This is a genomic window from Cupriavidus oxalaticus, assembly GCF_004768545.1.
GTDB classification, from domain to species: Bacteria; Pseudomonadota; Gammaproteobacteria; order Burkholderiales; family Burkholderiaceae; genus Cupriavidus; species Cupriavidus oxalaticus_A.
Window position 1 is genome coordinate 116,513 of the sequence record NZ_CP038635.1, and the last position, 23,209, is coordinate 139,721.

At 67.4% G+C, this 23,209-nt stretch carries 24 protein-coding genes; 19 read left to right on the forward strand and 5 right to left on the reverse strand.

All coding sequences use genetic code 11. The features are described from left to right. Positions 1-51: 51 nt before the first annotated feature. Positions 52-1,014, reverse strand: coding sequence for a Bug family tripartite tricarboxylate transporter substrate binding protein (locus tag E0W60_RS11320; RefSeq protein WP_240746010.1), 963 nt, complete (start codon positions 1,012-1,014; stop codon positions 52-54). 253 nt (positions 1,015-1,267) lie between these two features. Between E0W60_RS11320 and E0W60_RS11325 the strand changes: the two genes are divergently transcribed. The 4 genes from E0W60_RS11325 (at position 1,268) to E0W60_RS11340 (ending at position 4,612) form a co-directional block, all read left to right on the forward strand. Continuing rightward, a complete protein-coding gene (locus E0W60_RS11325) occupies positions 1,268-2,101 on the forward strand; it encodes an IclR family transcriptional regulator (protein WP_195427779.1) in 834 nt (277 codons plus the stop codon). A 58-nt stretch (positions 2,102-2,159) separates the two neighbouring features. Beyond that, entirely contained in the window at positions 2,160-3,149 is a 990-nt protein-coding gene (locus tag E0W60_RS11330; RefSeq protein ID WP_240746011.1) for a DUF3108 domain-containing protein, read from the forward strand. Positions 3,150-3,277: 128 nt separating this feature from the next. After that, complete coding sequence (locus tag E0W60_RS11335) at positions 3,278-4,120, forward strand: alpha/beta fold hydrolase (RefSeq protein ID WP_135704138.1); 843 nt, start codon at positions 3,278-3,280, stop codon at positions 4,118-4,120. Between the two features lie 234 nt (positions 4,121-4,354). Continuing rightward, complete coding sequence (locus tag E0W60_RS11340) at positions 4,355-4,612, forward strand: BTH_I0359 family protein (RefSeq protein ID WP_133094997.1); 258 nt, start codon at positions 4,355-4,357, stop codon at positions 4,610-4,612. 81 nt (positions 4,613-4,693) lie between these two features. Here E0W60_RS11340 and E0W60_RS11345 read toward each other — a convergent pair whose 3' ends face one another. Next, a complete protein-coding gene (locus E0W60_RS11345) occupies positions 4,694-5,086 on the reverse strand; it encodes a rhodanese-like domain-containing protein (protein WP_133094998.1) in 393 nt (130 codons plus the stop codon). Between the two features lie 208 nt (positions 5,087-5,294). Between E0W60_RS11345 and E0W60_RS11350 the strand changes: the two genes are divergently transcribed. The 5 genes from E0W60_RS11350 to E0W60_RS11370 all read left to right on the forward strand — a co-directional run bounded on the left by E0W60_RS11350 (position 5,295) and on the right by E0W60_RS11370 (position 11,233). Beyond that, on the forward strand, positions 5,295-6,356 hold the full coding sequence (locus E0W60_RS11350; RefSeq protein WP_135704140.1) for a homocysteine S-methyltransferase family protein: 1,062 nt from the start codon (positions 5,295-5,297) through the stop codon (positions 6,354-6,356). 16 nt (positions 6,357-6,372) lie between these two features. Continuing rightward, positions 6,373-9,120, forward strand: a complete 2,748-nt coding sequence (gene metH / locus E0W60_RS11355; RefSeq protein WP_135704141.1) for a methionine synthase — start codon at positions 6,373-6,375, stop codon at positions 9,118-9,120. 265 nt (positions 9,121-9,385) lie between these two features. Continuing rightward, positions 9,386-9,823, forward strand: a complete 438-nt coding sequence (locus E0W60_RS11360; protein WP_135704144.1) for a hypothetical protein — start codon at positions 9,386-9,388, stop codon at positions 9,821-9,823. Positions 9,824-10,126: 303 nt separating this feature from the next. After that, complete coding sequence (locus E0W60_RS11365) at positions 10,127-10,759, forward strand: response regulator (protein ID WP_133095002.1); 633 nt, start codon at positions 10,127-10,129, stop codon at positions 10,757-10,759. 66 nt (positions 10,760-10,825) lie between these two features. Beyond that, positions 10,826-11,233 (forward strand): response regulator, encoded by a 408-nt coding sequence (locus tag E0W60_RS11370; RefSeq protein WP_135704146.1) that lies wholly within the window; start codon positions 10,826-10,828, stop codon positions 11,231-11,233. A gap of 30 nt (positions 11,234-11,263) precedes the next feature. Here the strand turns inward: E0W60_RS11370 and E0W60_RS11375 are convergent, their stop codons facing one another. Continuing rightward, positions 11,264-12,667, reverse strand: coding sequence for a sensor histidine kinase (locus tag E0W60_RS11375; protein ID WP_133095004.1), 1,404 nt, complete (start codon positions 12,665-12,667; stop codon positions 11,264-11,266). 285 nt (positions 12,668-12,952) lie between these two features. Here E0W60_RS11375 and E0W60_RS11380 point away from each other — a divergent pair, with 285 nt between their 5' ends. Both E0W60_RS11380 and E0W60_RS11385 read left to right on the forward strand, forming a co-directional pair. Then, positions 12,953-13,117, forward strand: coding sequence for a DUF1328 domain-containing protein (locus E0W60_RS11380; protein WP_029047756.1), 165 nt, complete (start codon positions 12,953-12,955; stop codon positions 13,115-13,117). A 49-nt stretch (positions 13,118-13,166) separates the two neighbouring features. After that, positions 13,167-13,592 carry a DUF883 family protein gene (locus tag E0W60_RS11385; protein ID WP_135704148.1) on the forward strand — a complete coding sequence of 142 codons (426 nt, stop codon included), beginning with the start codon at positions 13,167-13,169 and terminating at the stop codon, positions 13,590-13,592. Between the two features lie 158 nt (positions 13,593-13,750). Here the strand turns inward: E0W60_RS11385 and E0W60_RS11390 are convergent, their stop codons facing one another. Then, positions 13,751-14,074 (reverse strand): DUF1840 domain-containing protein, encoded by a 324-nt coding sequence (locus tag E0W60_RS11390; protein ID WP_063239886.1) that lies wholly within the window; start codon positions 14,072-14,074, stop codon positions 13,751-13,753. A 278-nt stretch (positions 14,075-14,352) separates the two neighbouring features. On the opposite strand from E0W60_RS11390, the gene argS reads away from it, so the two are divergent. From argS to E0W60_RS11415, 5 genes are all read left to right on the forward strand, one after another. After that, the gene (gene argS, locus E0W60_RS11395; RefSeq protein WP_135704151.1) at positions 14,353-16,149 is read left to right on the forward strand and encodes an arginine--tRNA ligase; all 1,797 of its coding nucleotides are present in this window, start codon (positions 14,353-14,355) and stop codon (positions 16,147-16,149) included. Positions 16,150-16,260: 111 nt separating this feature from the next. Then, on the forward strand, positions 16,261-17,019 hold the full coding sequence (locus E0W60_RS11400) for an SPOR domain-containing protein (RefSeq protein WP_135704153.1): 759 nt from the start codon (positions 16,261-16,263) through the stop codon (positions 17,017-17,019). A 184-nt stretch (positions 17,020-17,203) separates the two neighbouring features. Next, positions 17,204-17,839, forward strand: a complete 636-nt coding sequence (locus tag E0W60_RS11405) for a thiol:disulfide interchange protein DsbA/DsbL (RefSeq protein WP_133095008.1) — start codon at positions 17,204-17,206, stop codon at positions 17,837-17,839. Between the two features lie 93 nt (positions 17,840-17,932). After that, positions 17,933-18,736 carry an SDR family oxidoreductase gene (locus E0W60_RS11410; protein ID WP_133095009.1) on the forward strand — a complete coding sequence of 268 codons (804 nt, stop codon included), beginning with the start codon at positions 17,933-17,935 and terminating at the stop codon, positions 18,734-18,736. A gap of 2 nt (positions 18,737-18,738) precedes the next feature. Further along, positions 18,739-19,572 carry a helical backbone metal receptor gene (locus tag E0W60_RS11415; RefSeq protein ID WP_135704155.1) on the forward strand — a complete coding sequence of 278 codons (834 nt, stop codon included), beginning with the start codon at positions 18,739-18,741 and terminating at the stop codon, positions 19,570-19,572. Between the two features lie 9 nt (positions 19,573-19,581). Here the strand turns inward: E0W60_RS11415 and E0W60_RS11420 are convergent, their stop codons facing one another. After that, positions 19,582-20,658, reverse strand: a complete 1,077-nt coding sequence (locus tag E0W60_RS11420; protein ID WP_133095011.1) for an MBL fold metallo-hydrolase — start codon at positions 20,656-20,658, stop codon at positions 19,582-19,584. Positions 20,659-20,865: 207 nt separating this feature from the next. Between E0W60_RS11420 and E0W60_RS11425 the strand changes: the two genes are divergently transcribed. From E0W60_RS11425 to E0W60_RS11435, 3 genes are all read left to right on the forward strand, one after another. Then, positions 20,866-21,330, forward strand: coding sequence for a MerR family transcriptional regulator (locus tag E0W60_RS11425; protein WP_133095012.1), 465 nt, complete (start codon positions 20,866-20,868; stop codon positions 21,328-21,330). Positions 21,331-21,422: 92 nt separating this feature from the next. Then, positions 21,423-21,917, forward strand: coding sequence for a PaaI family thioesterase (locus E0W60_RS11430; protein ID WP_135704156.1), 495 nt, complete (start codon positions 21,423-21,425; stop codon positions 21,915-21,917). Positions 21,918-21,954: 37 nt separating this feature from the next. Beyond that, a complete protein-coding gene (locus tag E0W60_RS11435; RefSeq protein WP_135704157.1) occupies positions 21,955-23,136 on the forward strand; it encodes an isovaleryl-CoA dehydrogenase in 1,182 nt (393 codons plus the stop codon). The last annotated feature ends 73 nt before the right edge of the window (positions 23,137-23,209 follow it).

Here is a 23,209-nt window from a genome sequence, read left to right on the forward strand (position 1 = left end):
ACGCAGCGCCCGCTAGTCTACCGCGCCACGCTGCGCGCCCCAGCGGATGGCTTAGTCGACCGTGATGCCCTTGGCCTTGATCAGCTTGCCCCAGCGCTCGGCTTCGGCGCGCGCGTAGGCAGCGAATTCCTCGGGCGTGCCCGACACCGCCTCGACCCCCACGCCTTCCAGCTTCTTCTGCACCTCGGGCGTCTTCAGCGCCTTGACCAGCTCGGCGTTCAGCCGCGTGACCACCGCCTTGGGCGTGCCCGCCGGCGCCACCAGGCCTTGCCAGGCGTAGGCCTCGAAGTTGCTCACGCCGCCTTCGGCCACGGTCGGCACGCCTGGCAGCACCGCCAGCCGCTTCGGCGTGGCCACGCCCAGCGCGCGCAGCTTGCCGGCGCTCACGTTCTGCTGGCCCGAGGCCAGGTCAAGGAACATCAGGTCGACCTGGCCGGCGAGCAGGTCCTGCACCGCCGGTGCCGCGCCCTTGTAGGGCACGTGCGTCATCTTGACCCTGGCCTGGTCCATGAACAGCTCCATGGCCAGGTGGTGGGGGCTGCCCGCGCCGGGCGAGGCGAAGTTGACCTTGCCGGGGTTCTTCCGCGCGTATTCGATGGCTTCCTGCAGGGTGCGCGCCGGGAACTTGGGAGTGGCCACCAGCACCAGCGGGAAGCGCGCCAGCTGGCCGATATAAACGAAGTCCTTGTCGGGGTTGTACGGCAGCTTCTTGTACAGCGACGGATTGGCCGCGAGCGTGGCGGTGTCGGCGGTCAGCACGGTGTAGCCATCGGGCTTGGCGTGGGCGACAGCATCGGCGCCGACGATGGTGGCGGCGCCCGGGCGGTTGTCGATCACCACCTGCTTGCCCAGCCCCGGCGTGATCGCCTGGGCCACGGTGCGCGCCACCACATCGGTGCCGCCGCCGGCCGGGTAGGGCACGACCCAGCGGATCGGCTGGGCGGGCCAGTCATCGGCATGCGCGGGCGCGCTGGCGGTGAACAGGGCGCCGGCGGCAGCCATGGCGGCGAGCATGAAATGGGCATGGCGACGCCCAGGGAAGGGACGCAGGGGGCGCATCGGTAGTCTCCGTGTTAAAAAGGGGCCCGGCTTGGCGGGCATCGACACGCGCGCCGCCGGGTCTGTTGCGAAGGAAGTCTACCGATGGCTTAAAAATTGGTAAATCGATTTCGCTATAGTAAATTTACCTACGAACTTGCCCGGGTCTCCGGGCGCCGATTTCCTGGTCCCAATTCCCTCTGCCCCCCTGCCGCCGGCCATGTCACGCATTGCTGAAAACGAAGAAGACGACGCCAAGCTGCGCTCCGGCATCCAGTCCATCGAAGTGGGCTTCAAGCTGCTCCAGGCCCTCGCGGCGTCGCCGCGCGCGATGATGCTGCGCGACCTCGCCGCCGCCGCCGGCATGAACCCGGCCAAGGCGCACCGCTACCTGGTCAGCTTCATGCGGCTGGGCACGGTGGCGCAGGACCCCGTCAGCGGCCGCTACGACCTGGGCCCGTTCGCGCTGCAGCTGGGGCTGGCCGGCCTCAACCGGCTCGATCCGGTCAAGAAGGCGCGGCCGATCCTGTCGCAGCTGCGCGACGAGATGGACCTGACCGCCGGCATCGCCGTATGGGGCAACCACGGCCCGACTATCGTGCACTGGGAGGAATCCAGCCACCCCGTCACCGTGAGCCTGCGCCTGGGCGACGTGATGCCAATGCTCAATTCCGCCACCGGCCGTCTCTACGGCGCCTACCTGCCGCGCAAGCAGACCCTGCCGCTGATCGAGCGCGAGCTGGGCGCGCGCGGCAATGGCGCGGTGCCGGACATGCCGGCGTCGCTGTCCGAATACGACGCGATCTGCGCCGAAGTCCGCGCGCACGGCGCCGCGCGCACGCTCGGCGGCGTGCTGCCGGGCATCAATGCATTCTCTATGCCGGTGTTCGATGCCAACGGCCACCTCGCCATGGGGTTAATCGTACTGGGCGCGCAGAGCCTGTTCGATGCAGAATGGGGCGGTACGATGGATCGTCGCGTACGCGATATCGCCCAACAGCTCTCATCGGAACTCGGCTACCTTGGTGCCGTCCCCCCGGCCGGAGAAACCGGCCAGCCCTAGTCCTCGCGCCCGCCCGGGCGCGGATACCCCCGTCTGGCGCCGTCGGCGCTGGGTGATCGTGGTTGCGCTGGTGGTACTTGTGCACGTGCTGGCGGTGGTGGGATTCCTGCGCATGCCGGGGCCGCTGATCCCGTTCGACACCAGCAACACACCCACGCTGGAGGCGGTCCTGCTGCCGCCGCCCAGGCCACCGGCCCAGCCGAGGCCGCGCCCCGCGCCACAGCCGCGCCCGAAAGCCGCGGCGCCGGTCCCGGCGCCCGAGCCTGAGCCGCCAGCCCCGCCTTTGGCGACCAGCCCGCAAGGCCCGGCCGAGATGGCAACCGGTCCAGGCGGCACCGGAGCGGCGCCAACAGCACCTGCCGCGCCCGCGCCGGCGCCTTCCGGCGGTCCGCAGGGCGGCGTCGACGGCGTCGTCTACAGCGCGCCGCCGCCCGCCACGTACCACTACGCCAGCTTTGTCAACGGCGTGCAGAACCCCGATGGCCTGATCCGCTGGGAGCACGACGGCCGCCGCTACCGGCTCGCGGTGGAAACGCGCGTGCTGTGGTTCCGCTTCGCGTTCCAGAGCAACGGTGCGCTGTCCGAGCAGGGACTGTTGCCGGAACGCTACGAAGAGCACCGGCGCAACAAGGCCGAGTCATCGCGCTTTGACACCGCCGCCGGCATCGCCACGCTGCGCAACGGCGCGCAGTCGCCATTCCCGCCCGGGGCCCAGGATCGCTTCAGCGTGTTCCTGCAGCTGGTCGGCCTGGTGCGTGGCAATCCGCAACGCTATGTCACCCCCGGTGTGACGGAAACGTTCCAGGTTGCCGATACGCGCGATGTGGAACCGATGCAAGTGCAGTATGTTGGAGAAGAGGATTTCGATACGGGCAATGGCATGGTACGTGCGAAGCACTTCGTGCGGCTGCCGCGCCGCGCCAATGACCGTCGCCGGGTCGAGTTGTGGCTTGCGCAATCGCTGGGCTGGATGCCGGTGCGGCTGCGGCAGACCGAGCCCGACGGCACCCAGATCGAACTGGTGTACCGCGGCAACGGCGGGCAATAGCCACGGGCCGTTCGCCGGGGTCGATCACCACCGGTAACCAGCGGGCGAATGTCAACAATCGTTAAAAAGCGTCTCGCCCGGGTCAACGCCGCCGCGTTTGGCGCATTCTTACTGACAGGAGCCCCGCCATGACAGTTGCCACGCCACCCGCCGAAACGCACCGCGTCCATGCCGACGGCGCCGAGCTTTACGTGCGCATCGACGGCACCGACGGACCGTGGGTGATCCTGGCCCATGCGCTGGCCGCCAGCCATGCGCTGTGGGACCAGACCGCCGCCCACCTGGCATCGCGCTACCGCGTGGTGCGCCCCGACCTGCGCGGGCATGGCGGCAGCGAGGCGCCGCTGGGCCCTTACACCATGACCCGGCTGGCGGACGATGTGATCGCGGTGATGGACGCGCTGGAAATCCCCCAGGCCCACTTCTGCGGCATTTCGGTCGGCGGCATGATCGGGCAGACGCTGGGGTTGCGCCATCCGGAGCGGCTGCTGTCGCTGGCGCTGGTGGCCACCAACAGCCAGACCCCGATGGAAGCGCACCCGATGTGGCACAACCGCATCGGCCAGGCCGAGGCGCACGGCATGGCCGGCCTGGCCCATGCCACGCTGGAGCGCTGGCTGACGCCGGCCTTCCGCGCCGCCCATCCCGATGCGGTGGCGCGCATCCACGCCATGCTGGTGGCCACGCCGGTGCGCGGCTATGTGGGCGTGGCCGAGGCGATCATGGCTTTCGATCTCGCCGGCGCGCTTTCCCGTATCCATTGTCCTACGCTGGTAGTAGCAGGAGAGAACGATCAGGGCGCGACCGTGGCAATGGCGCAGAGCATTGCGGCCGCCATCCGAGGCGCCCGGCTGGAAGTGATGCCGCAGGCGGCGCACCTGGTGCATGTGGAGCAGCCCGAACGCTTCCACGCGGCACTGGACGCGTTCCTCGGCAATGCGGCGTGCGGCGGCCAGTGCGACGTTCCGTGACAGACAACACACTGATGCGCCAGGCTCAAGAAACTTGTTGCAAAGGGCGATGCCCAATCTATGTAGGCAGCAATGACGTGGCAACGCAGTGACCGGCTAAATCCTGCCAAGCCTTGATTTCGCGCGGGTCACCCCAAGTTTGGAGGTAAAGCCGCGGCGCCCCCTCACGGCAACATCGACGAGGCAAGAATCACAAGGGCAAGCCGCCCAACCATGACGCCCAGGAGGTGTGCCATGCAAATGATCTACAACAGCGACAATTACTGCATCGTCGAGTTCGGTGCGGATGTCGAGCAAGCGCCGCTCGAATTTGGCGGCTATGAAATCGTCGACAAGAACCTGAAGCGCGAGATTTTCCTCGGCGGGCACCTGGCTGAAAGCTTCCGCGCCGACGTCAAGCGCCTGATCGAAAGCGAGCCATCAGTGGAAGAGGTCGATGACTTCCTCGCCAAGTTCGACAACGTGATGACGCATCCGCTGGTCATGCATTGAGCGGCTTTCCATTGCCGCCGGCCACGGCCGGCGGCAATGCCATCGCGCCCGCCCCGGCGGGCGTTTTTATTGGGCGGCGGTTCAGTACTGCTCCCACGGCAGGCCGTCGTGGCGCCAGCCGTTGAGCGTATTGCGGTGGCGCTGCCCGTCGAGATCCCCCTCGAAACCGTGCAGCACGTTGTAGACGTTGGCAAAGCCCGCGCCCTCCAGCGCCCGCGCCGCCGCCGCCGAACGGTTGCCGCTGCGGCAGATCAGCAGCACCGGCCGCGCCGACACATGCCCGGCCAGCTTCTTCACCATCTGCACGAAATGCGGGTTGACCTCCCAGTCGGGGCCGTCGTTCCAGGGGACGTTGTGCGCACCCTTGGGATGGCCGACGAACAGGTATTCCATCTCGCTGCGGCAGTCGATGAAGAGCGTGTCGGGCGATTGCGCCAGCAGGTCGCTGGCGTCGGCGGGGGACAGGTGTTGCATGGTCGGCGGGGACAAGGGGCGCGCAAAGGACGCGGAATGGCCGGAATGGTGACGGTTGCGCCTCTCAGTGTAGGCCGCCATCGGCCCGACAGGCAACCGCAAGGCCTTGATACACCTGATAAAATCGCTGCTCTTGGCCAGCATCGGCCCCAGCAGCGCCCGCCGCCGATCCACGATCGCGCCGGCCGCCTTTCCAGAGTTCCCCGCCATGAGTGCCCCTGAATCCCGCGCGGCCGCACCGCGCCCCTACACCCGGGCTGCCGAGCTGCCCCGGCTGCTGCAAGAACGCATCCTGATCCTGGATGGCGCCATGGGCACCATGATCCAGCGCTACAAGCTGACCGAGGCCGACTACCGCGGCGAGCGCTTCGCCGAACACAAGGTGGACGTGAAGGGCAATAACGAACTGCTGCTGCTGACGCGCCCGCAGGTCATCAGCGAGATCCACGAGCAGTACCTGGCCGCCGGCGCCGACCTGATCGAGACCAATACCTTCGGCGCCACGCGCGTGGCGCAGGAAGACTACAAGATGGCGGATCTGGCGTACGAGATGAACGTCGAGGCCGCGCGCCTGGCGCGCGCCGCTTGCGACAAGTACAGTACGCCCGACAAGCCGCGCTTCGTCGCCGGCGCCTTCGGCCCGACGCCCAAGACCGCCAGCATCTCGCCCGACGTGAACGACCCCGGCGCGCGCAACGTCAGCTTCGAGGAACTGCGCCAGTCCTACTACGAGCAGGGCAAGGCGCTGCTCGAAGGCGGCGCCGACGTGTTCCTGGTCGAGACCATCTTCGATACGCTCAATGCCAAGGCCGCGCTGTTCGCCATCGACCAGCTGTTCGAGGACACCGGCGAACGCGTGCCGGTGATGATCTCCGGCACCGTGACCGATGCCTCGGGCCGGATCCTGTCGGGCCAGACCGTGGAAGCATTCTGGAACAGCCTGCGCCACGCCAGGCCGGTCACCTTCGGGCTGAACTGCGCGCTGGGCGCCACGCTGATGCGCCCGTATATCGCCGAGCTGGCCAAGGTGTGCGACGCCGCGGTGTCGTGCTACCCGAACGCGGGTTTGCCGAACCCGATGAGCGATACGGGCTTCGACGAAACGCCGGAAGTCACGTCTTCGCTGGTCGAGGAATTCGCCGCTTCCGGGCTGGTGAACCTGGTGGGCGGCTGCTGCGGCACCACCCCCGAGCACATCGCCGCCATTGCCCAGCGCGTGGCCGACAAGAAACCCCGCACCTGGCCCGGCCAGTACCGCGACGCCGCCTGAGCCGGAGCCCGAGAACATGAGCGAGAACAAACTGCCCCCGCGCCCGATGCGCCTGTCCGGCCTCGAGCCCTTCACCATCGACGACGACACGCTGTTCGTCAACGTCGGCGAGCGCACCAACGTGACCGGCTCCAAGGCCTTCGCGCGCATGATCCTGAACGGCCAGTTCGACGAGGCGCTGGCGGTGGCCCGCCAGCAGGTCGAGAACGGCGCGCAGATCATCGACATCAACATGGACGAGGCCATGCTGGACTCGAAGGCCGCGATGGTTCGCTTCCTGAACCTGATCGCCTCAGAGCCGGACATTGCGCGTGTGCCGATCATGATCGACTCGTCCAAGTGGGACGTGATCGAGGCCGGCCTGCAGTGCGTGCAGGGCAAGCCGGTGGTGAACTCGATCTCGCTGAAGGAAGGCGAGGAACAGTTCCGCCACCACGCCGAACTGATTCGCCGCTACGGCGCGGCCAGCGTGGTGATGGCCTTCGACGAGAAGGGCCAAGCCGATACCTTCGAGCGCAAGACCGAGATCTGCAAGCGCAGCTACGACATCCTGGTCAATGAAGTCGGCTTCCCGCCGGAAGACATCATCTTCGACCCGAATATCTTCGCGGTCGCGACCGGCATCGAGGAACACAACAACTACGCCGTGGACTTCATCGAAGCCACGCGCTGGATCAAGCAGAACCTGCCATACGCCAAGGTGAGCGGCGGCGTGTCCAACGTGTCGTTCTCGTTCCGCGGCAACGACGTGGTGCGCGAGGCGATCCACACCGTGTTCCTGTACCACGCGATCGGCGCGGGCATGGACATGGGCATCGTCAACGCCGGCCAGCTCGGCGTGTATGACCAGCTCGATCCCGAGTTGCGCGAGCGCGTGGAAGATGTGGTGCTCAATCGCCGCGAGGATTCCACCGATCGCCTGCTGGAAATCGCCGACCGCTACAAGGGCGGCGGCGCGAAGAAGGAAGAAAACCTGGCCTGGCGCGGCACGCCCGAGCAGCCGGTGCCCGTGGGCGAACGCCTGGCGCATGCGCTGGTGCATGGCATCACCACCTTCATCGTCGAAGACACCGAGGAAGTCCGGCAGCAGGTCGCCGCGCGCGGCGGCCGCCCGATCGAGGTGATCGAGGGCCCGCTGATGGACGGCATGAACATCGTCGGCGACCTGTTCGGCGCCGGCAAGATGTTCCTGCCGCAGGTGGTCAAGAGCGCGCGCGTGATGAAGCAGGCGGTGGCGCACCTGCTGCCCTTCATCGAGGAAGAAAAGCGCCTGCTGGCCGAGGCCGGCGGCGATGTGCGCGCGCGCGGCAAGATCGTGATCGCCACTGTGAAGGGCGACGTGCATGACATCGGCAAGAACATCGTGTCGGTGGTGCTTCAGTGCAATAACTTCGAGGTCGTCAACATGGGCGTGATGGTCCCGTGCAACGAGATCTTGGCCAAGGCCAAGGTCGAGGGCGCGGACATCGTCGGCCTGTCGGGGCTGATCACGCCGTCGCTGGAAGAAATGGCCTACGTCGCATCGGAGATGCAGCGCGACGACTACTTCCGCGTGAAGAAGATCCCGCTGCTGATCGGCGGCGCCACCACCTCGCGCGTGCATACCGCGGTCAAGATCGCGCCCAACTACGAAGGGCCGGTGGTGTACGTGCCTGACGCCTCGCGTTCGGTCAGCGTGGCGTCGAGCCTGCTGTCCGATGAAGGGGCGGCGAAGTACCTGGACGAACTGAAGGCCGACTACGACCGCATCCGCACCCAGCACGCCAGCAAGAAGGCCACGCCGATGGTGACGCTGGCGCAGGCGCGCGCCAACAAGACGCCGATCGACTGGAGCGGCTACGTGCCGCCCAGGCCCAAGTTCGTCGGCCGCCGCGTGTTCCGCAACTACGACCTGGCGGAACTGGCCAACTACATCGACTGGGGCCCGTTCTTCCAGACCTGGGACCTCGCCGGCAAATTCCCCGATATCCTCAACGACGAGATCGTCGGCGAGTCGGCGCGCAAGGTGTTCTCGGACGGCAAGGCCATGCTGTCGCGCCTGATCCAGGGCCGCTGGCTGACGGCCAACGGCGTGATCGCGCTGCTGCCGGCCAACACCGTCAACGACGACGATATCGAGATCTACACCGACGAGACCCGCAGCAAGGTCGCGCTGACCTGGCACAACGTGCGCCAGCAGAGCGAGCGCCCGGTGGTCGATGGCGTGCGCCGCCCCAACCGCTGCCTGGCGGACTTTGTCGCCCCGAAGGACAGCGGCATCGCCGACTACGTGGGCATGTTTGCCGTCACCGCGGGCCTCGGCGTCGACAAGAAGGAAGCCCAGTTCGAGGCCGACCACGACGACTACAGCGCGATCATGCTGAAGGCGCTGGCCGACCGCCTGGCCGAAGCCTTCGCCGAATGCCTGCACGAGCGCGTGCGCAAGGACCTGTGGGGCTACGACGCGGCCGAGCAGCTGAGCAACGAGCAGCTGATCGCCGAGTCCTACCGCGGCATCCGTCCCGCGCCCGGCTATCCGGCCTGCCCGGAGCACACCGTCAAGGGCCCGATGTTCGAGTTCCTCGACGCGGCCGAGATCGGCATGGGCATCACCGAGTCTCTGGCAATGACGCCGGCCGCTTCGGTGAGCGGCTTCTACCTGGCGCATCCCGAGTCGACCTACTTCACCATCGGCAAGATCGGCCAGGACCAGCTCGACGACATGGTGGCGCGCCGCCATGAAGAACGCGCCACGCTGGAGCGCGCGCTCGCGCCCAACCTGTAACGGGGTGCGACGGCAGGGCGCCGGCCACGGCCGCGCGATCCTGCCGCCAGCCCGTTGATGTCACAGGGAATTTCCCCGTGCAACGGCTTCCCGGCCTGGTTGCAGCGGCGTATCCGACGCCTCACAACTCCTTACAGAGCCTTTCAATCCCTCACAGACCGGTGCAGGTGCGATCCCTAGACTGAGGGCTCGATTCACGCAAACACCAGCGCGTGAACACCGCGACGAATGTTTCGCCGCGGGGCATCCTGAAAGGAGTCTGTCCATGAAGAAACTGCTGCTCTCCCTGTCCGCCCTGTCGATCGCCGCCGCTTCCTCGCTGGCCATGGCACAAGGTACTGGTGTGGGCGCCGGCGCGAAGGCCGACGTCGGCGCATCGGTGACCGCGCCCTCGCCCTCGGCCGCCACGCAGGGTGCGTTGAATACCGCGGGCAGCGCCGCCACCGGCGTCACCAGCGCCGCCGAGAAGGGCCTGTCGACCGCGGGTGCGGCAACCGACAAGGGCGTGTCGGCAGCGGGCTCCGCGGCTGACAAGGGCCTGTCCACCGCCGGTGCGGCGGTCGAGAAGGGCGCCAGCACGTCGGCCGATGCCAAGGCCGAAGCCGGCAGCAAGGCCAAGCACGGCAAGAACACCACCAAGTCGGCCAAGAAGTCCAAGGCAGACGCCAGCGTGGGCGCCGAGGCCGGCGCGAAGGTGCAGTAAGCTCGCCGCCAGCCGGCACAGGCGCGCAGGCTCTGATGCCCTGATTCTCAGGGCCTGACGCGCCGCAGCAAAGCGGGACGGACTCCAGGCCGTCCCGCTTTGCTTTTGTACGCCATGCGTCCTGCCGTTGACCCGCGGGCCCCTCCATGTGCGCTCTACGCGTTGTGGCCGTGCATCATGTCAGCCTGACACCGACAGCCCCAGCGCCCGGCCGGCACTACAATGACAGCAACGCAAGCGGTTCCGCCTGCACCCGACTGCACCGGGCAATGTGCCGGTCCGTTCAACCCCGTGGAGCCCCTCATGATCCGCGTCCTGATCGCTGACGATCACGAGATTGTGCGTGCCGGGCTGCGACAGTTCATTTCCGACGAGCCCGACATCCAGGTGACTGGCGAAGCCGGCAGCGGCGACGAAGTCATGGCTCGGCTGCGTGACGCCGAATACGATGTGCTGGTGCTGGATATCTCGATGCCAGACCGCAACGGCATCGATGTGCTCAAGCTGATCCGGCAACGCAAGCCTGAACTGCCAGTGCTGATCCTGTCGACCTACCCGGAAGACCAGTACGCCATCAACCTGATCCGTGCCGGTGCTTCAGGCTACCTGACCAAGGAAAGCGCCCCCGACGATCTGGTCAAGGCCATCCGCACGGTGGCGCAGGGACGCCGCTATGTCAGCGCCACGGTGGCCGACCTGCTGATCGGCGGGCTCGACAAGCCGACCGAGCAGCCGGTGCACCAGATGCTGTCCGAGCGCGAGTTCCAGATCTTCTGCAAGCTCTCGCGCGGGCAGTCGGTGTCGGTGATCGCCGACGAATTGTTTCTCAGCGTCAAGACCGTCAGTACCTATCGTTCCCGCATCCTGGAGAAAATGGGCATGAAGACCAACGCTGACCTGACTTACTACGCCATCAAGAACGGCCTGGTCGAGTAGCGGCGGGCCGCGGGCCGCATTGCGGCCTGCGGCGGATCGCACCGGACCGGGCCTGCAAACCAGAACATGTCGGAGCAGGCTTCGAACACTTCCTACCGGGCGCTGAGCATACTGCTGATCGAAGACTCGGCGGTCCTGCGAGGCATGCTGCTCGAATACCTGAAGGATTTCCCGTTCATCGAGAACGTGGACTGGGCCGACACCGAGGCCATGGCCGTGCGCCTGCTCGATGCCGGCAAGTACGACGTCGCCATCGTCGACCTGCAGCTGCGCCAGGGCAACGGCATCAATGTGCTGCGCGCGATGCAGCGCAAAGGCACGGACACCGTGCGCATCGTCTATACCAACCACGCCGAGGTGCAGATGTACCGCAGACAGTGCGCCGAGGCGGGTGCCGATTATTTCTTCGACAAGTCGCTCGAGCTGGAGCAGGTGTTCCGCGTGATCGAGGAGCACGCGGCGGCGGCGTCCTGATCCTCCTGGCTATCCTTCAGGCAGCACCCATCAGGCGCGTGCAGGCTCTTCGCCTTCCGGCTCTTCCGCCGGCGCCAGCACGGATGCCGTCAGCGGCACCTCGATGTGGATGCGAACGCCCGCGTGCGCCGACGAGTCGATCTTCATGCTGCCGCCCAGCGCGGTGACGCGCTGCTCCATGCCGAGCAGGCCGTGGTGGCCGGCGATGCTGCCGGCGTCGAAGTCGGGCGGCAGGCCTTTGCCGTCGTCGCGCACGGTCAGCGTCAGCAGCTCGCCGCGGCACGCCAGGCAGACCTCGACGCGCCTGGCTTCCGAGTACTTGCTGGCATTGGTCAGCGATTCCTGCACGATCCGGTACAGCGCGATTGCCGCTTCGTCGCGCAGCGCCGGCAGGTCCTCGGGCACGCTGACTTCGGTTTCCCAGCTGTTGCGCGCGCCGACTTCCTCCACCAGCTGGCACACCGCGGCGCGCAGGCCGAGGTTGAGCAGCACGGTGGGGCGCAGGTCCTCGATCAGGCGGCGCTTGATCTGGATGCCCTGGTCGACGTGCAGCATCACCCGCGTCAGGCGCTCGGCGCCTTGCGGATGCGCCTGCTGGATCTGGCGGCGCACCCAGTGCAGGTCGAGCTTGATGGCGGTCAGGATCGCACCCAGCTCGTCGTGCAGCTCGCGCGCCAGCCGGGTTTTCTCGTCTTCGGTAACGCGCTGAAGGTGAGCCGCCAGCGCAGACAGCTGGCGCGTGCGCGCGCGCACCTTGCGGTCGAGCTTGGCGCTTTCCTCTTCCAGCTGCGCGCGCACCGCCTCGGCCATGGACAGGCGCTTGGCGTGGCCCACGCCGACCGCGAGCAGCAGGATGATGTTGATCGCGGTCAGCAGGCCGATGCCGTAGCGCGACAGCTGCACATCGTTCTCGGCGCCTTCCAGCCGGTGCGAGACCGAGCCCGCCTCGCGCGCCTGCAGCTGGTCGAGCCCGCGGCGCGCGTTGTCCATGGTCTGCTTGCCGTAGTCGGTGCGGACCAGGTCCAGCGCCACTTCCAGGTCGCGCTTGCCATAGACCAGCGTCAGCGCCATCTCGTTGAGCTTGCTGTTGATCAGCTTGGAGGTGTCGCCGAACATCTTCAGCCCCTCCGGGTCGTTGGCATAGTCCGCGCGGATCTGCGCCATCAGCTCGGCGATGCGCGGCAGCCCCTTGTAGTAGGGCTCGAGGTAGCTTTCCTTGCCGGTCAGCAGGAAGCCGCGCTGGCCAGCCTCGGCGTTGACCAGCTCGCCGTTGAGCGCGGCCAGCTCGGTCTGCACGCGCTGCGAGCGGATTACGTCGGTGTAGCTTTCGCGCAGGCGGATATTGCCGGTTTCCGACGCCACCAGCACCGCCAGCGTCAGCACGATGCCGCCCGCGAGCAACAGCGTGTGAGGAAGAAATGACTGCTTGAACATGGGGGCATCTTTCCTGTGGTTGGGGTGCGCTGCCTGCCCGTGCGGCGCCAGGGAGCGCTCATGGGATCACATCGATCCGCATGGGTCAACCTTGATGCGTCGGGCGTGCCGCGCCCTTACTGCCATGCTGTAGGACTCGGCTGACAGCGGAATCGGCTCGCTGTCGGTATTGGCGCGGCGGCTGGCTTCCTACGATGAGGCTATGAGCTTGCACCTTGTGGCGCAAGTCTTCACTTGGGCTCCGGGCCAGTGCCGGCCCGGTCAGCCATCTTCGGGAGCCTAGCCATGCTGCACTATGCACTCGTATTTTTCGTCATCGCCCTGATCGCGGCGATCTTCGGCTTCGGCGGTATCGCTGCCGGCGCCGTGGAAATCGCCAAGATCCTGTTCTTCATCTTCCTGGTCGTGGCACTGGTGGCCGCGGTGATGGGACTGGTCCGCAGGCGATAGCGCCGGCCACGCGCCGGCTCCTGTGCCGATCGCAACCTGAGGAGACCCTATGCTGACCCAGAACCCCAAAGTCCGGAAGGAACTGAACCACTTGTCCGACAGTGCCGACAGCGCCATCCGCCATCTCAAGCACGCAGCGCGCGATTCGCGCGAGGCCGCTGCGCCGGTTTCCGGCGAGGTCAAGGCGCTGATCGCCCAGCTGGAGCACACCATCGAAGTGCTGGCGCGGGAAGGCTCGGCCGAGAGCCTGCGTGCCGGCCAGCGGCTGCGCGACCGTGCCAGCGAGATGGCGCACCGGCTGCGCGAGCAGACCACCGACGGCATGATGCGCGCCCGCGAACGGATGGACGGAGCGGTCGAACACTCGCGCCAGCGGGTCGTCGATTCGCCGCTCAAGGCGGTGGCGATTGCCGCTGCCATCGGTGCGCTGCTCGGTGTTCTGCTGGCCAACGGCCGCCACCACGAAGAGGAGTAGGACTGGCGGCACCGGGCCCCGCGCGGCGGGGCCCCTGAAAAGCATTCCCCCCTTTCCGGCGCCCTCGTCCGGAAGCCCGGCAACCCAACTCGGTGCCGGGCGTTTTTTTGTGCGCGCCGCGCGTGCGGCGGCGCGCCCGGGGCTGCCTTGCCTTCGGGCTACACCCCCCACAGGACGTTGGTCCCTTCCCGCTGCGAGGCGCGCAGCATGTCCAGGAAGGGATAGGCGCGCTGCCCCAGGTGCAGCGGCTCTTCCTCGTCTTCATCGACTCCCGACTTGCCTTCCACGGCCGTGCCGGCGGGATGGTCGCGGCGCGCGTCGGTCACTGCCGCTTCCAGCTTCTGGATCGCGCGGGGCAGTTCTTCGACGGTGATCACCCCCCGTTCCCCGAGATGCTTGCCGATGATGCCCAGCAGCGTGATGGCCAGATCCTTCATCATGATCAGGTCTTGCGCAGCGTGGGATTTGAAGGTGATCAGCATGGTGTGGTTTCCTTTTCCGGACATGCAGGGGACGGCCTTCCCGGGGGCGGGAAGCCGCATGGATTGTGGCCCGGGGCCATCTTCGCGCATGATGTCAGCATAGCACCTGATAAAATTCCGCGTTCCCGATTCCAATGCCTGTTTCAATGCCTGTTGAGCGGTGCGGCGTACCTTTGCCGTCACATGCCGCTTCGGGCGTTGGTGCCGCACGTTGGTGCCGCAGTTGGTGCCGCATTTACGCGGCGCCTGAATACTTGCCCACAGGGCTTCCGACATCCATGCTGCCTGTTCAGACCTCCAATCTCGCCGCCGCGTTCACCGATGCCGTGCGCGTGCTCGCCCCGGCCGATGCCACCCTGCCCGCCGTCACTTTCGAGCGGCCCAAGGCGGCCGCCCATGGCGACCTTGCCTGCAACATCGCCATGCAGGTGGCGCGCGCGCTCAAGAGCAATCCGCGCGAGCTGGCGCAGCGCATCGTCGCCGCAGTGCAGGCCGATGCGCGCGCGCAGGGCCTGGTCGAGGCCATGGAGATCGCCGGTCCCGGCTTCATCAACCTGCGCCTGACCGCAGCCGCCAAGGCCGACGTGCTGCGCGCGGTGCTGGCCGAGGGCGACCACTACGGCGCGCGCGAGCGCGGCGTGCAGGGCCAGGTACTGGTCGAGTTCGTCTCGGCCAACCCGACCGGCCCGCTGCACGTGGGCCACGGGCGCCAGGCGGCGCTGGGCGACGCGCTCGCCAACCTGCTGTCGTGGCAGGGCTTCCATGTGCACCGCGAGTTCTACTACAACGATGCCGGCGTACAGATCCAGACCCTGGCGCTGTCGGTGCAGGCGCGCGCGCGCGGCCTGAAGCCGGGCGACGCCAGCTGGCCCGAGTCGGCCTACAACGGCGACTACATCGCCGACATCGCCGCCGATTTCCTCGCCGGCAAGACCGTCAGCGCCTCCGACGGCGAGCCGGTGACCGCGTCGGGCAACGTCGAGGATATCGATTCGATCCGCAAGTTCGCCGTGACCTACCTGCGCAACGAGCAGGACATCGACCTGCAGGCCTTCGGCGTCAAGTTCGACCGCTACTACCTGGAGTCGTCGCTGTACAGCGATGGCCGCGTCGAGGCCTCGGTGCAGTCGCTGGTCGCCAAGGGCAAGACCTACGAGAGCGAAGGCGCGCTGTGGCTGCGCACCACCGACGACGGCGACGACAAGGACCGCGTCATGAAGAAGACCGACGGCACCTACACGTACTTCGTGCCGGACGTGGCCTACCACACCACCAAGTGGGAGCGCGGCTTCACCAAGGTCATCAACGTGCAGGGCAGCGACCACCACGGCACCATCGCGCGCGTGCGCGCCGGCCTGCAGGGCCTGGACATGGGGATTCCCAAGGGCTACCCCGACTACGTGCTGCACAAGATGGTCACCGTGATGAAGAACGGCGAGGAGGTCAAGATCTCCAAGCGCGCCGGCTCGTACGTCACGGTGCGCGACCTGATCGAATGGTCCAACGGCCAGGATGACACCTGCGAGACCATCCGCAGCTGCCTGGAGCAGGGCGTGGCCGACTGGCCGGCGCACTTCACGCGCGGCCGCGACGCGGTGCGCTTCTTCCTGCTGTCGCGCAAGGCCGATACCGAGTTCGTGTTCGACGTCGACCTGGCGCTCAAGCAGAACGACGAGAACCCGGTGTACTACGTGCAGTACGCCCACGCCCGCATCTGCTCGATCTTCGAGTCGTGGGGCGGCGCCGACTGGGAGAGCCGCCTGGCCGAGCTGGCCGGCGCCGACCTGTCGGCCGTGACCGGCCCCGAGGCCGGCGCCCAGGCGCAGGCGCTGGCCCGCCGCCTGGCCGAGTTCCCCGACATGCTGTCGGACGCTGCCTCCGAACTGGCGCCGCATGCGGTTGCCTTCTACCTGCGCGACCTGGCCGGCGATTTCCACGCCTTCTACAATGCCGACCGCGTGCTGGTCGACGACGAGGCGGTCAAGCGCGCCCGGCTGGCGCTGCTGGCCGCGACACGCCAGGTGCTGCGCAACGGCCTGGCGGTGATCGGCGTCTCGGCGCCGCGCCGCATGTAATCGACGGGCGTTCAGCCGGACGCCCGGTGGGCGCCCAGCGGGGCGCCCGGTGGGACCCACAGGGCTGCCCGGAGGTGGCCCTATAATCCCGGCATCACCTAAGAGGACTTCATGCAACAGCAACGCAAGCGCGATGCGCGCAAGGCCCGCCGCAGCCAGCAGCGCGGCGGGACGTTCCTGGGCCTTGTGCTCGGGCTGATCGTCGGGCTGGCCATCGCCGTGGTGGTCGCCCTCTACATCACCAAGTCGCCGACGCCGTTCCAGCAGAAGAGCGCGCCGCGGCCGAGCGAGCCGGGCAACGTCGCCAGCCAGCTGCCGCCGCCGGCGCAGCCCGCCGACCAGGGGCCGAGCGACCCGAACAAGCCGCTGTGGAGCAAGACGCCGGCCAAGCCGGTGGGCCAGGCGCCCGAGCCAGAACCCAGGCCGGGCACCCAGCCGAGCCAGCCAAGCCAGCAGAACGGTCACCAGAACGGCCGCCAGAACGGCGAGCCGCCGGTGGCGGTCACCCGCCCGGCGGAGAAGCCCGTCGAGAAGCCGGCCGAAAAACCCGCCGACAAGCCTGTCGCCACCAAGCCGGCGGAAAAGCCGGTGTCCGACCCGATCGCCGAGATCGCCCAGGCCGACGCCAACAAGGTCGGCTACCTGCTGCAGGTGGGCGCGTTCCGCTCGGCCGACGACGCCGACCGCCAGAAAGCCAACCTGGCGATGCAGGGCTTCGAGGCCCGCATCACCGAGCGCGACGTCAACGGCGTAAAGATGTACCGCGTGCGCATGGGCCCATACAATCGCATCGAAGACATGAACAAGACGCGCGAGCGGCTGCAGTCGCAGGGCTTCGAGGCGTCCGTGATCCGCTTCACCAAGCAGTAATGGTCAGCGGGAACCCCGGCTCGGGCGTTATGCGCCTGGGCGGGGCGCACCCGGCCACGAAAGCGTCATAAATACGCCGTAACCAACGCAACACCCTTGTCACTGCGGCGGCGGCGCCCGGGCTGAACCGGACGCCGCCGCCGCGGTCATACGCTCATCGACCCAACCGCAAGGCCGCACCAAGATGAAGAAACTCGCCGCACTGTTCGCCATGTTCGCCGCCGTGGGCGGCCTGCTGATGTCCGCGCCGTCCCAGGCTGCGCCCACCGAGGGCAAGGAATACCAGGTCCTGAAGGCGCCGCAGCCGGTCACGCCGGGCAAGATCGAGGTCACCGAGTTCTTCTGGTACGGCTGCCCGCACTGCTTCGACTTCGAGCCCGACCTGGAAGCCTGGGTCAAGAAGCAGGGCGGCAATGTCGTGTTCAAGCGCGTGCCGGTCGCCTTCCGCGACGACCTGCTGCCGCACACCAAGATCTTCTATGCGCTCGAAGCCATCGGCAAGCTCGACGCCATGAACATGAAGGTCTTCAACGCCATCCACGTCGAGCGCAAGCGCCTGCTCGACAGCAACGAGATCGCCGACTTCATGGCCAAGAACGGTGTCGACCGCAAGGCTTTCCTGGACGCGTATAACTCGTTCACGGTGACCACCAACGCCCAGCGCGCCAACAAGATCGCCGACGCCTACAAGATCGACGGCGTGCCGACCGTGGTGGTGCAGGGCAAGTACGTGACCTCGCCGTCGATCACCGGCAACAAGCAGGGCGCGATCCAGGCCATGGATTACCTGGTGGAGCAGGTGAAGGCGAAGAAGATGTAAATCCGACTGGCGGCCTTGAACAGGCCGGTGGTTTGCCGAACGGCTGGTATCCTGTACCAGCCGTTTTTCATTTCGGACAGCCTTCTTCCATCCATGCGTCCCCTCAAAGTCTTCCTCACCGGCGCCTCCAGCGGACTCGGCCAGGCGCTGGCGCGCGAATACGCGTCGCAGGGCGCCATCCTCGGCCTGGTGGCCCGGCGCGAAGACGCGCTGCGCGAATTCGTGGCGACGCTGCCTAACCCGGGCGCGGTGCGCGTCTACGGCGCCGATGTGCGCGATGCCGATGCGATGGCGCGCGCGGCGGAAGACTTTCTCGGCCATTTCGGCTGCCCCGACGTGGTGATCGCCAATGCCGGCGTCTCGGTCGGCACCGTCGCCAGCGAACGCGAGGACCTCGACGCCTTCCGGCAGGTGATGGACACCAACTGGTTCGGCGTGCTGACCACGTTCCAGCCTTTCCTGCACGCGATGCAGCAGCGCGAGCCCGGGCCCGGTGGCCGGCGCGGCACGCTGGTCGGCATCGCCAGCGTCGCCGGCGTGCGCGGGCTGCCGGGCGCCGGTGCATACAGCGCGTCGAAGTCGGCTGTGATCAAGCTGCTGGAGAGCCTGCGGCTGGAGCAGCGCCCGCTTGGCATCCGCGTGGTCACGATCGCGCCGGGCTATATCCGCACGCCGATGACCGCGAAGAACCCGTACCGGATGCCGTTCCTGACCGATGCCGACGTGTTCGCGCGCAAGGCCGCGCGCGTGATCGCCGCCGGCCGGCGCTTCCGCGTGATCCCGTGGCAGATGGGCGTGGTGGCGGGGCTGATGCACGTGATGCCGCGCTGGCTGTACGACATGGTGGCGACCGGCGCGCCGCGCAAGCCGCGGCGCGGGGAAAGCAAGGAGCCCTGACGATGTGGACCGATGCCATTGGAGAGCAGCACGCCGCCGCAAGCGGCGAGGTGCGCATTGCCTCGCTGGTGCCATCGGTGACAGAACTGCTGTTCGCGCTCGGGCTGGAATCGCAGATGGTGGCGCGCACCGGCTTCTGCATCCACCCGGAACCGGCCGTGCGCGCGGTGCCCAAGGTCGGCGGCACCAAGGACGTCAGGGTGGCGCGGCTGCGCGAGCTGGCGCCCACGCATGTGGTGGTCAATATCGACGAGAACCGGCGCGAGACCGTCGACGAGATCCGCGCCTTCGTGCCCAACGTGATCGTCACGCATCCGTGCGCGCCGGAAGATAACTTGCCGCTGTACCGGCTGCTGGGCGGCATTTTTGGCCGTCATACCGAGGCCGAATCGCTGTGCGCGGCCTTGCAGGCCGAGCTGGATGCCATCCGCGCGCGTGCCTGGCCGGCGCGCCGCGTGCTCTACGCGATCTGGCAGGACCCGTGGATGACGGTGTCGCGCGACACCTATATCAGCCGCATGCTGGCGCTGGCCAACTGGCAGACCTGGCCAGGCGGCGCAGGCGCCGTGCAGGCGTGCGCGGGCGGCGATTGCAGCCGCCCCAACGCGCCCGGCGAACGCTATCCCACCTTCCGCTGGAGCGATGCGCTGGTGCGCGAGCTCGACCTGGTGCTGCTGTCGACCGAACCCTATCGCTTCGCCGAAGACCACGCCGACGCGCTCGAGCGCCAGCTCGGCAAGCCGGTGCTGCTGGTCGACGGCGAGATGCTGTCGTGGTACGGCAGCCGCGCGGTGGACGGCGTGCGCTACCTGGCGGCCCTGGCGGCCGCCAACTGACTTGCGCGATCAGGCGGCGCGGAAGCGGTACACGCCGTCGTCATCCAGTTGCCGCACCAGCTCGCCGCGGTGCCACAGGCAATGCAGGTGCGCCAGCGATTCGCCCATGGCGAAGGTCATCTGGTGGATGTCGAACTGGCGCTTGAAGATCACGCTGACGATATCGTGTGCGCAGCACGGCTTCTCGCGGCAGGCTTCCAGCGTTTCGGCGAGGCGGTCGGCATGGTGCTCGCGCAGCTGCATGATGCGGGTATGCAGGTTGCGGAACGGGCGGCCGTGCGACGGCAGGATCAGCACGTCCTGCGGCAGCGGCTCGTAGCGGGTAAGCGAGTCCAGGTAGAGCTGCAGCGAATTGCCTTCCGGCTCCATGTCGAACACGCTGACGTTGGTCGAGATGCGCGGCAGCACCATGTCGCCGGACACCAGCACGTTGGTCGCTTCGTTGTACAGCGCCACGTGCTCGGGCGAATGGCCGAAGCCCGTTATCACGCGCCAGCCCGAGGTGGCCGCGTCTGTGCCGATCCGCACCGTGTCGCCTTCCATCAGGCGGCGGTATTGCGCCGGCAGGTCGGGCACCAGCGACGGGTAGTAGGTCTTGCGCGCGCGCAGCTTTTCCTGGCTGTCGGGATCGGTCAGGCCATGCCGCGCGAAGTGCGCGGCGGCCGCGTCGCCGCCCGCGCTGGAGCCGGCACCGGTGCCGGTGCCCATCACGCGCGCGCTCATGTAGTCGCCCAGGCTCATCCACAGCCGCACGCCGAAGCGCTTGCACAGCCAGTGCGCCAGGCCGACATGGTCGGGGTGGCTGTGGGTCACCAGCACGCGCACCACCGGCAGCCCTTCCAGCTCGTTGGCGAAGATGGTTTCCCAATGCGCCTTGATGGTGTCGTTGGTAATGCCGCAGTCGATGATGGTCCAGCCGTCGCGCCCGTCCAGGCGGTCGCGCAGCAGCCACAGGTTGATATGGTCGAGCGCGAACGGCAGCGGCATGCGCAGCCAGTAGACGCCGGGGGCGACTTCCTGCTTGGTGCCGGGATCGGGCATGGTGTCGCCGAACGGGTATTGGAGCTGGTGTTCGAGTGCGTTCATGAGGAGTCTCTTGTTCGAAGCCTTGTGCCGGGCGGGGGCAGGCAGGCTTTCTCGTTGCGGGGCGCGCTGGCGTAACGTTCCGGTTCGCGCCAGTTGCCAGTCGCCAGGGTTGACGCTAACGTAAACGTCAACTCTGGCGGTTCGTCTCCATCTTAAGCGAAAACTTGACTTCGCAACGAACGACCGTTCACTTTACTGGGCGCACCCATGGCAGTCACGCAACCTCCAGCCTCCGCAACCTACACCATCACCGACCTCGCCCGCGAGTTCGATGTCACGCCCCGCGCCATCCGCTTCTACGAAGACCAGGGCCTGCTGTCGCCGGAGCGCGAAGGCCCGGGCGGCCGCAAGCGGGTCTACAACAGCCGCGAGCGGACCCGGCTGAAGCTGACGTTGCGCGGCAAGCGGTTAGGGCTCACTCTCAATGAGATCCGCGAGATCCTGGACCTCTACGAGTCGCCGCGCGACACCGCACCGCAGCTCGAACGCTTCCTGCACGCGCTTGCCGCCCACCGCGGCGCGCTGGAACGGCAGATGGAAGACCTGCAGGCGCAACTCGCCGAGATCGACCAGCACGAGCGCCATTGCCGGGACTTGCTGGCCGCCCAGACCGGCGGCAAGCCCGCGGCCACGGAGGGCGGCGATGCCCCGGCCCGGAAGCGATCGGCCTGATGCATCACCTGGCACGGCTTCCGTGCCGATTTGGATTGACGTTTACGTAAACGTAAATAGAATACTCCAACGCTCCACACCGGAACCCAGCCATGACGCCTGCCAACGCCAGTGCCCTTGCTGCCGAAAGTGCCGAACCTGACGCGCTGTCCGCCGCGCGCGCCGATGCCATCGCCACCAGTTTCTCGCGCCAGGGGCTGATGACCAGCTTTGGCGCTACGCTGCAGCGGGTGGAGCGCGGCGAAGTCGAGATCGCGATGCCGTGGTCCGATGGAGTGACCCAGCAGCACGGTTTCTTCCACGGCGGCGTAGTTGGCGCGCTGGCCGACAGCGCCTGCGGCTATGCCGCGCTGTCGATGGTGGGCGAGGGCGAGGCGGGCCTGACCGCCGAATACAAGATCAACCTGCTGTCCCCCGCGCAAGGCGAACGCCTGGTCGCGGTGGGCCGGGTGCTGAAGCCCGGGCGCACACTGATCGTGGCGCAGGGCGAGGTCTACGTCGAACAGGCGGCGCAGCAGGGCCGCCGCAAGCAGGTGGCCACCATGCTGATGACGCTGTGCGTGGTCAAGACCCTGGATCACGTCTGAAGCACGAATACAAAGCGAATCCAAACAGGAGACCGACATGACCGAACTGCCCGGCCTGAAATTCGACCTCGGCGAAGACATCGAGATGCTGCGCGATTCCGTGCGTACCTGGGCCCAGGCCGAACTGGCCCCGCGCGCGGGGGAGATCGACCGCACCGACCAGTTCCCGATGGACGCCTGGAAGAAGATGGGCGACCTCGGCGTGCTCGGCATCACCGTGGCCGAGGAATACGGCGGCGCCAACATGGGCTACCTGGCGCACATGATCGCGATGGAAGAGATCAGCCGCGCCTCGGCGTCGGTGGGCCTGTCGTACGGCGCGCACTCGAACCTGTGCGTGAACCAGATCCACCGCAACGGCACGGCCGCGCAGAAGGCGAAGTACCTGCCCAAGCTGGTGTCGGGCGAATGGATCGGCGCGCTGGCGATGAGCGAGCCCAACGCCGGCTCCGACGTGGTCAGCATGAAGCTGCGCGCGGAACTGAAAGGCGACCGCTACGTGCTCAACGGCACCAAGATGTGGATCACCAACGGCCCGGACTGCGACGTGCTGGTGGTTTACGCCAAGACCGAGCCCGAGCTGGGCGCGCGCGGCATGACCGCCTTTATCGTCGAGAAGGGCATGAAGGGCTTCTCCGTGGCGCAGAAGCTGGACAAGCTGGGTATGCGCGGCTCGCACACCGGCGAGCTGGTGTTCGAGGACGTGGAGGTGCCGGCCGAGAACATCCTCGGCGCCGAGAACAGCGGCGCCAGGGTGCTGATGAGCGGGCTGGACTACGAGCGCGCCGTGCTGTCGGGCGGCCCGGTCGGCATCATGCAGGCGTGCATGGACGTGGTGACGCCGTATATCCACGACCGCAAGCAGTTCGGCCAGAGCATCGGCGAATTCCAGCTGATCCAGGGCAAGGTGGCCGACATGTACACCACGCTGCAGGCGGCGCGCAGCTACCTGTACACGGTCGGCAAGAACCTGGACGCGCTCGGCAGCGACCACGTGCGCCAGGTGCGCAAGGACTGCGCCGCGGTGATCCTGTACACGGCCGAGAAGGCCACCTGGATGGCGGGCGAGACCGTGCAGATCCTGGGCGGCAACGGCTATATCAACGAATACCCGGCCGGGCGCCTGTGGCGCGACGCCAAGCTGTACGAGATCGGCGCCGGCACCTCTGAGATCCGCCGCATGCTGATCGGCCGCGAGCTGTTCGCGGAAACGATGTAACGGCATGCCGGGAGGGGCGCCGGATTCACCTCCGGCGCCCCCGGACATCCGCAGCGCTCCCCCGGAACCCATT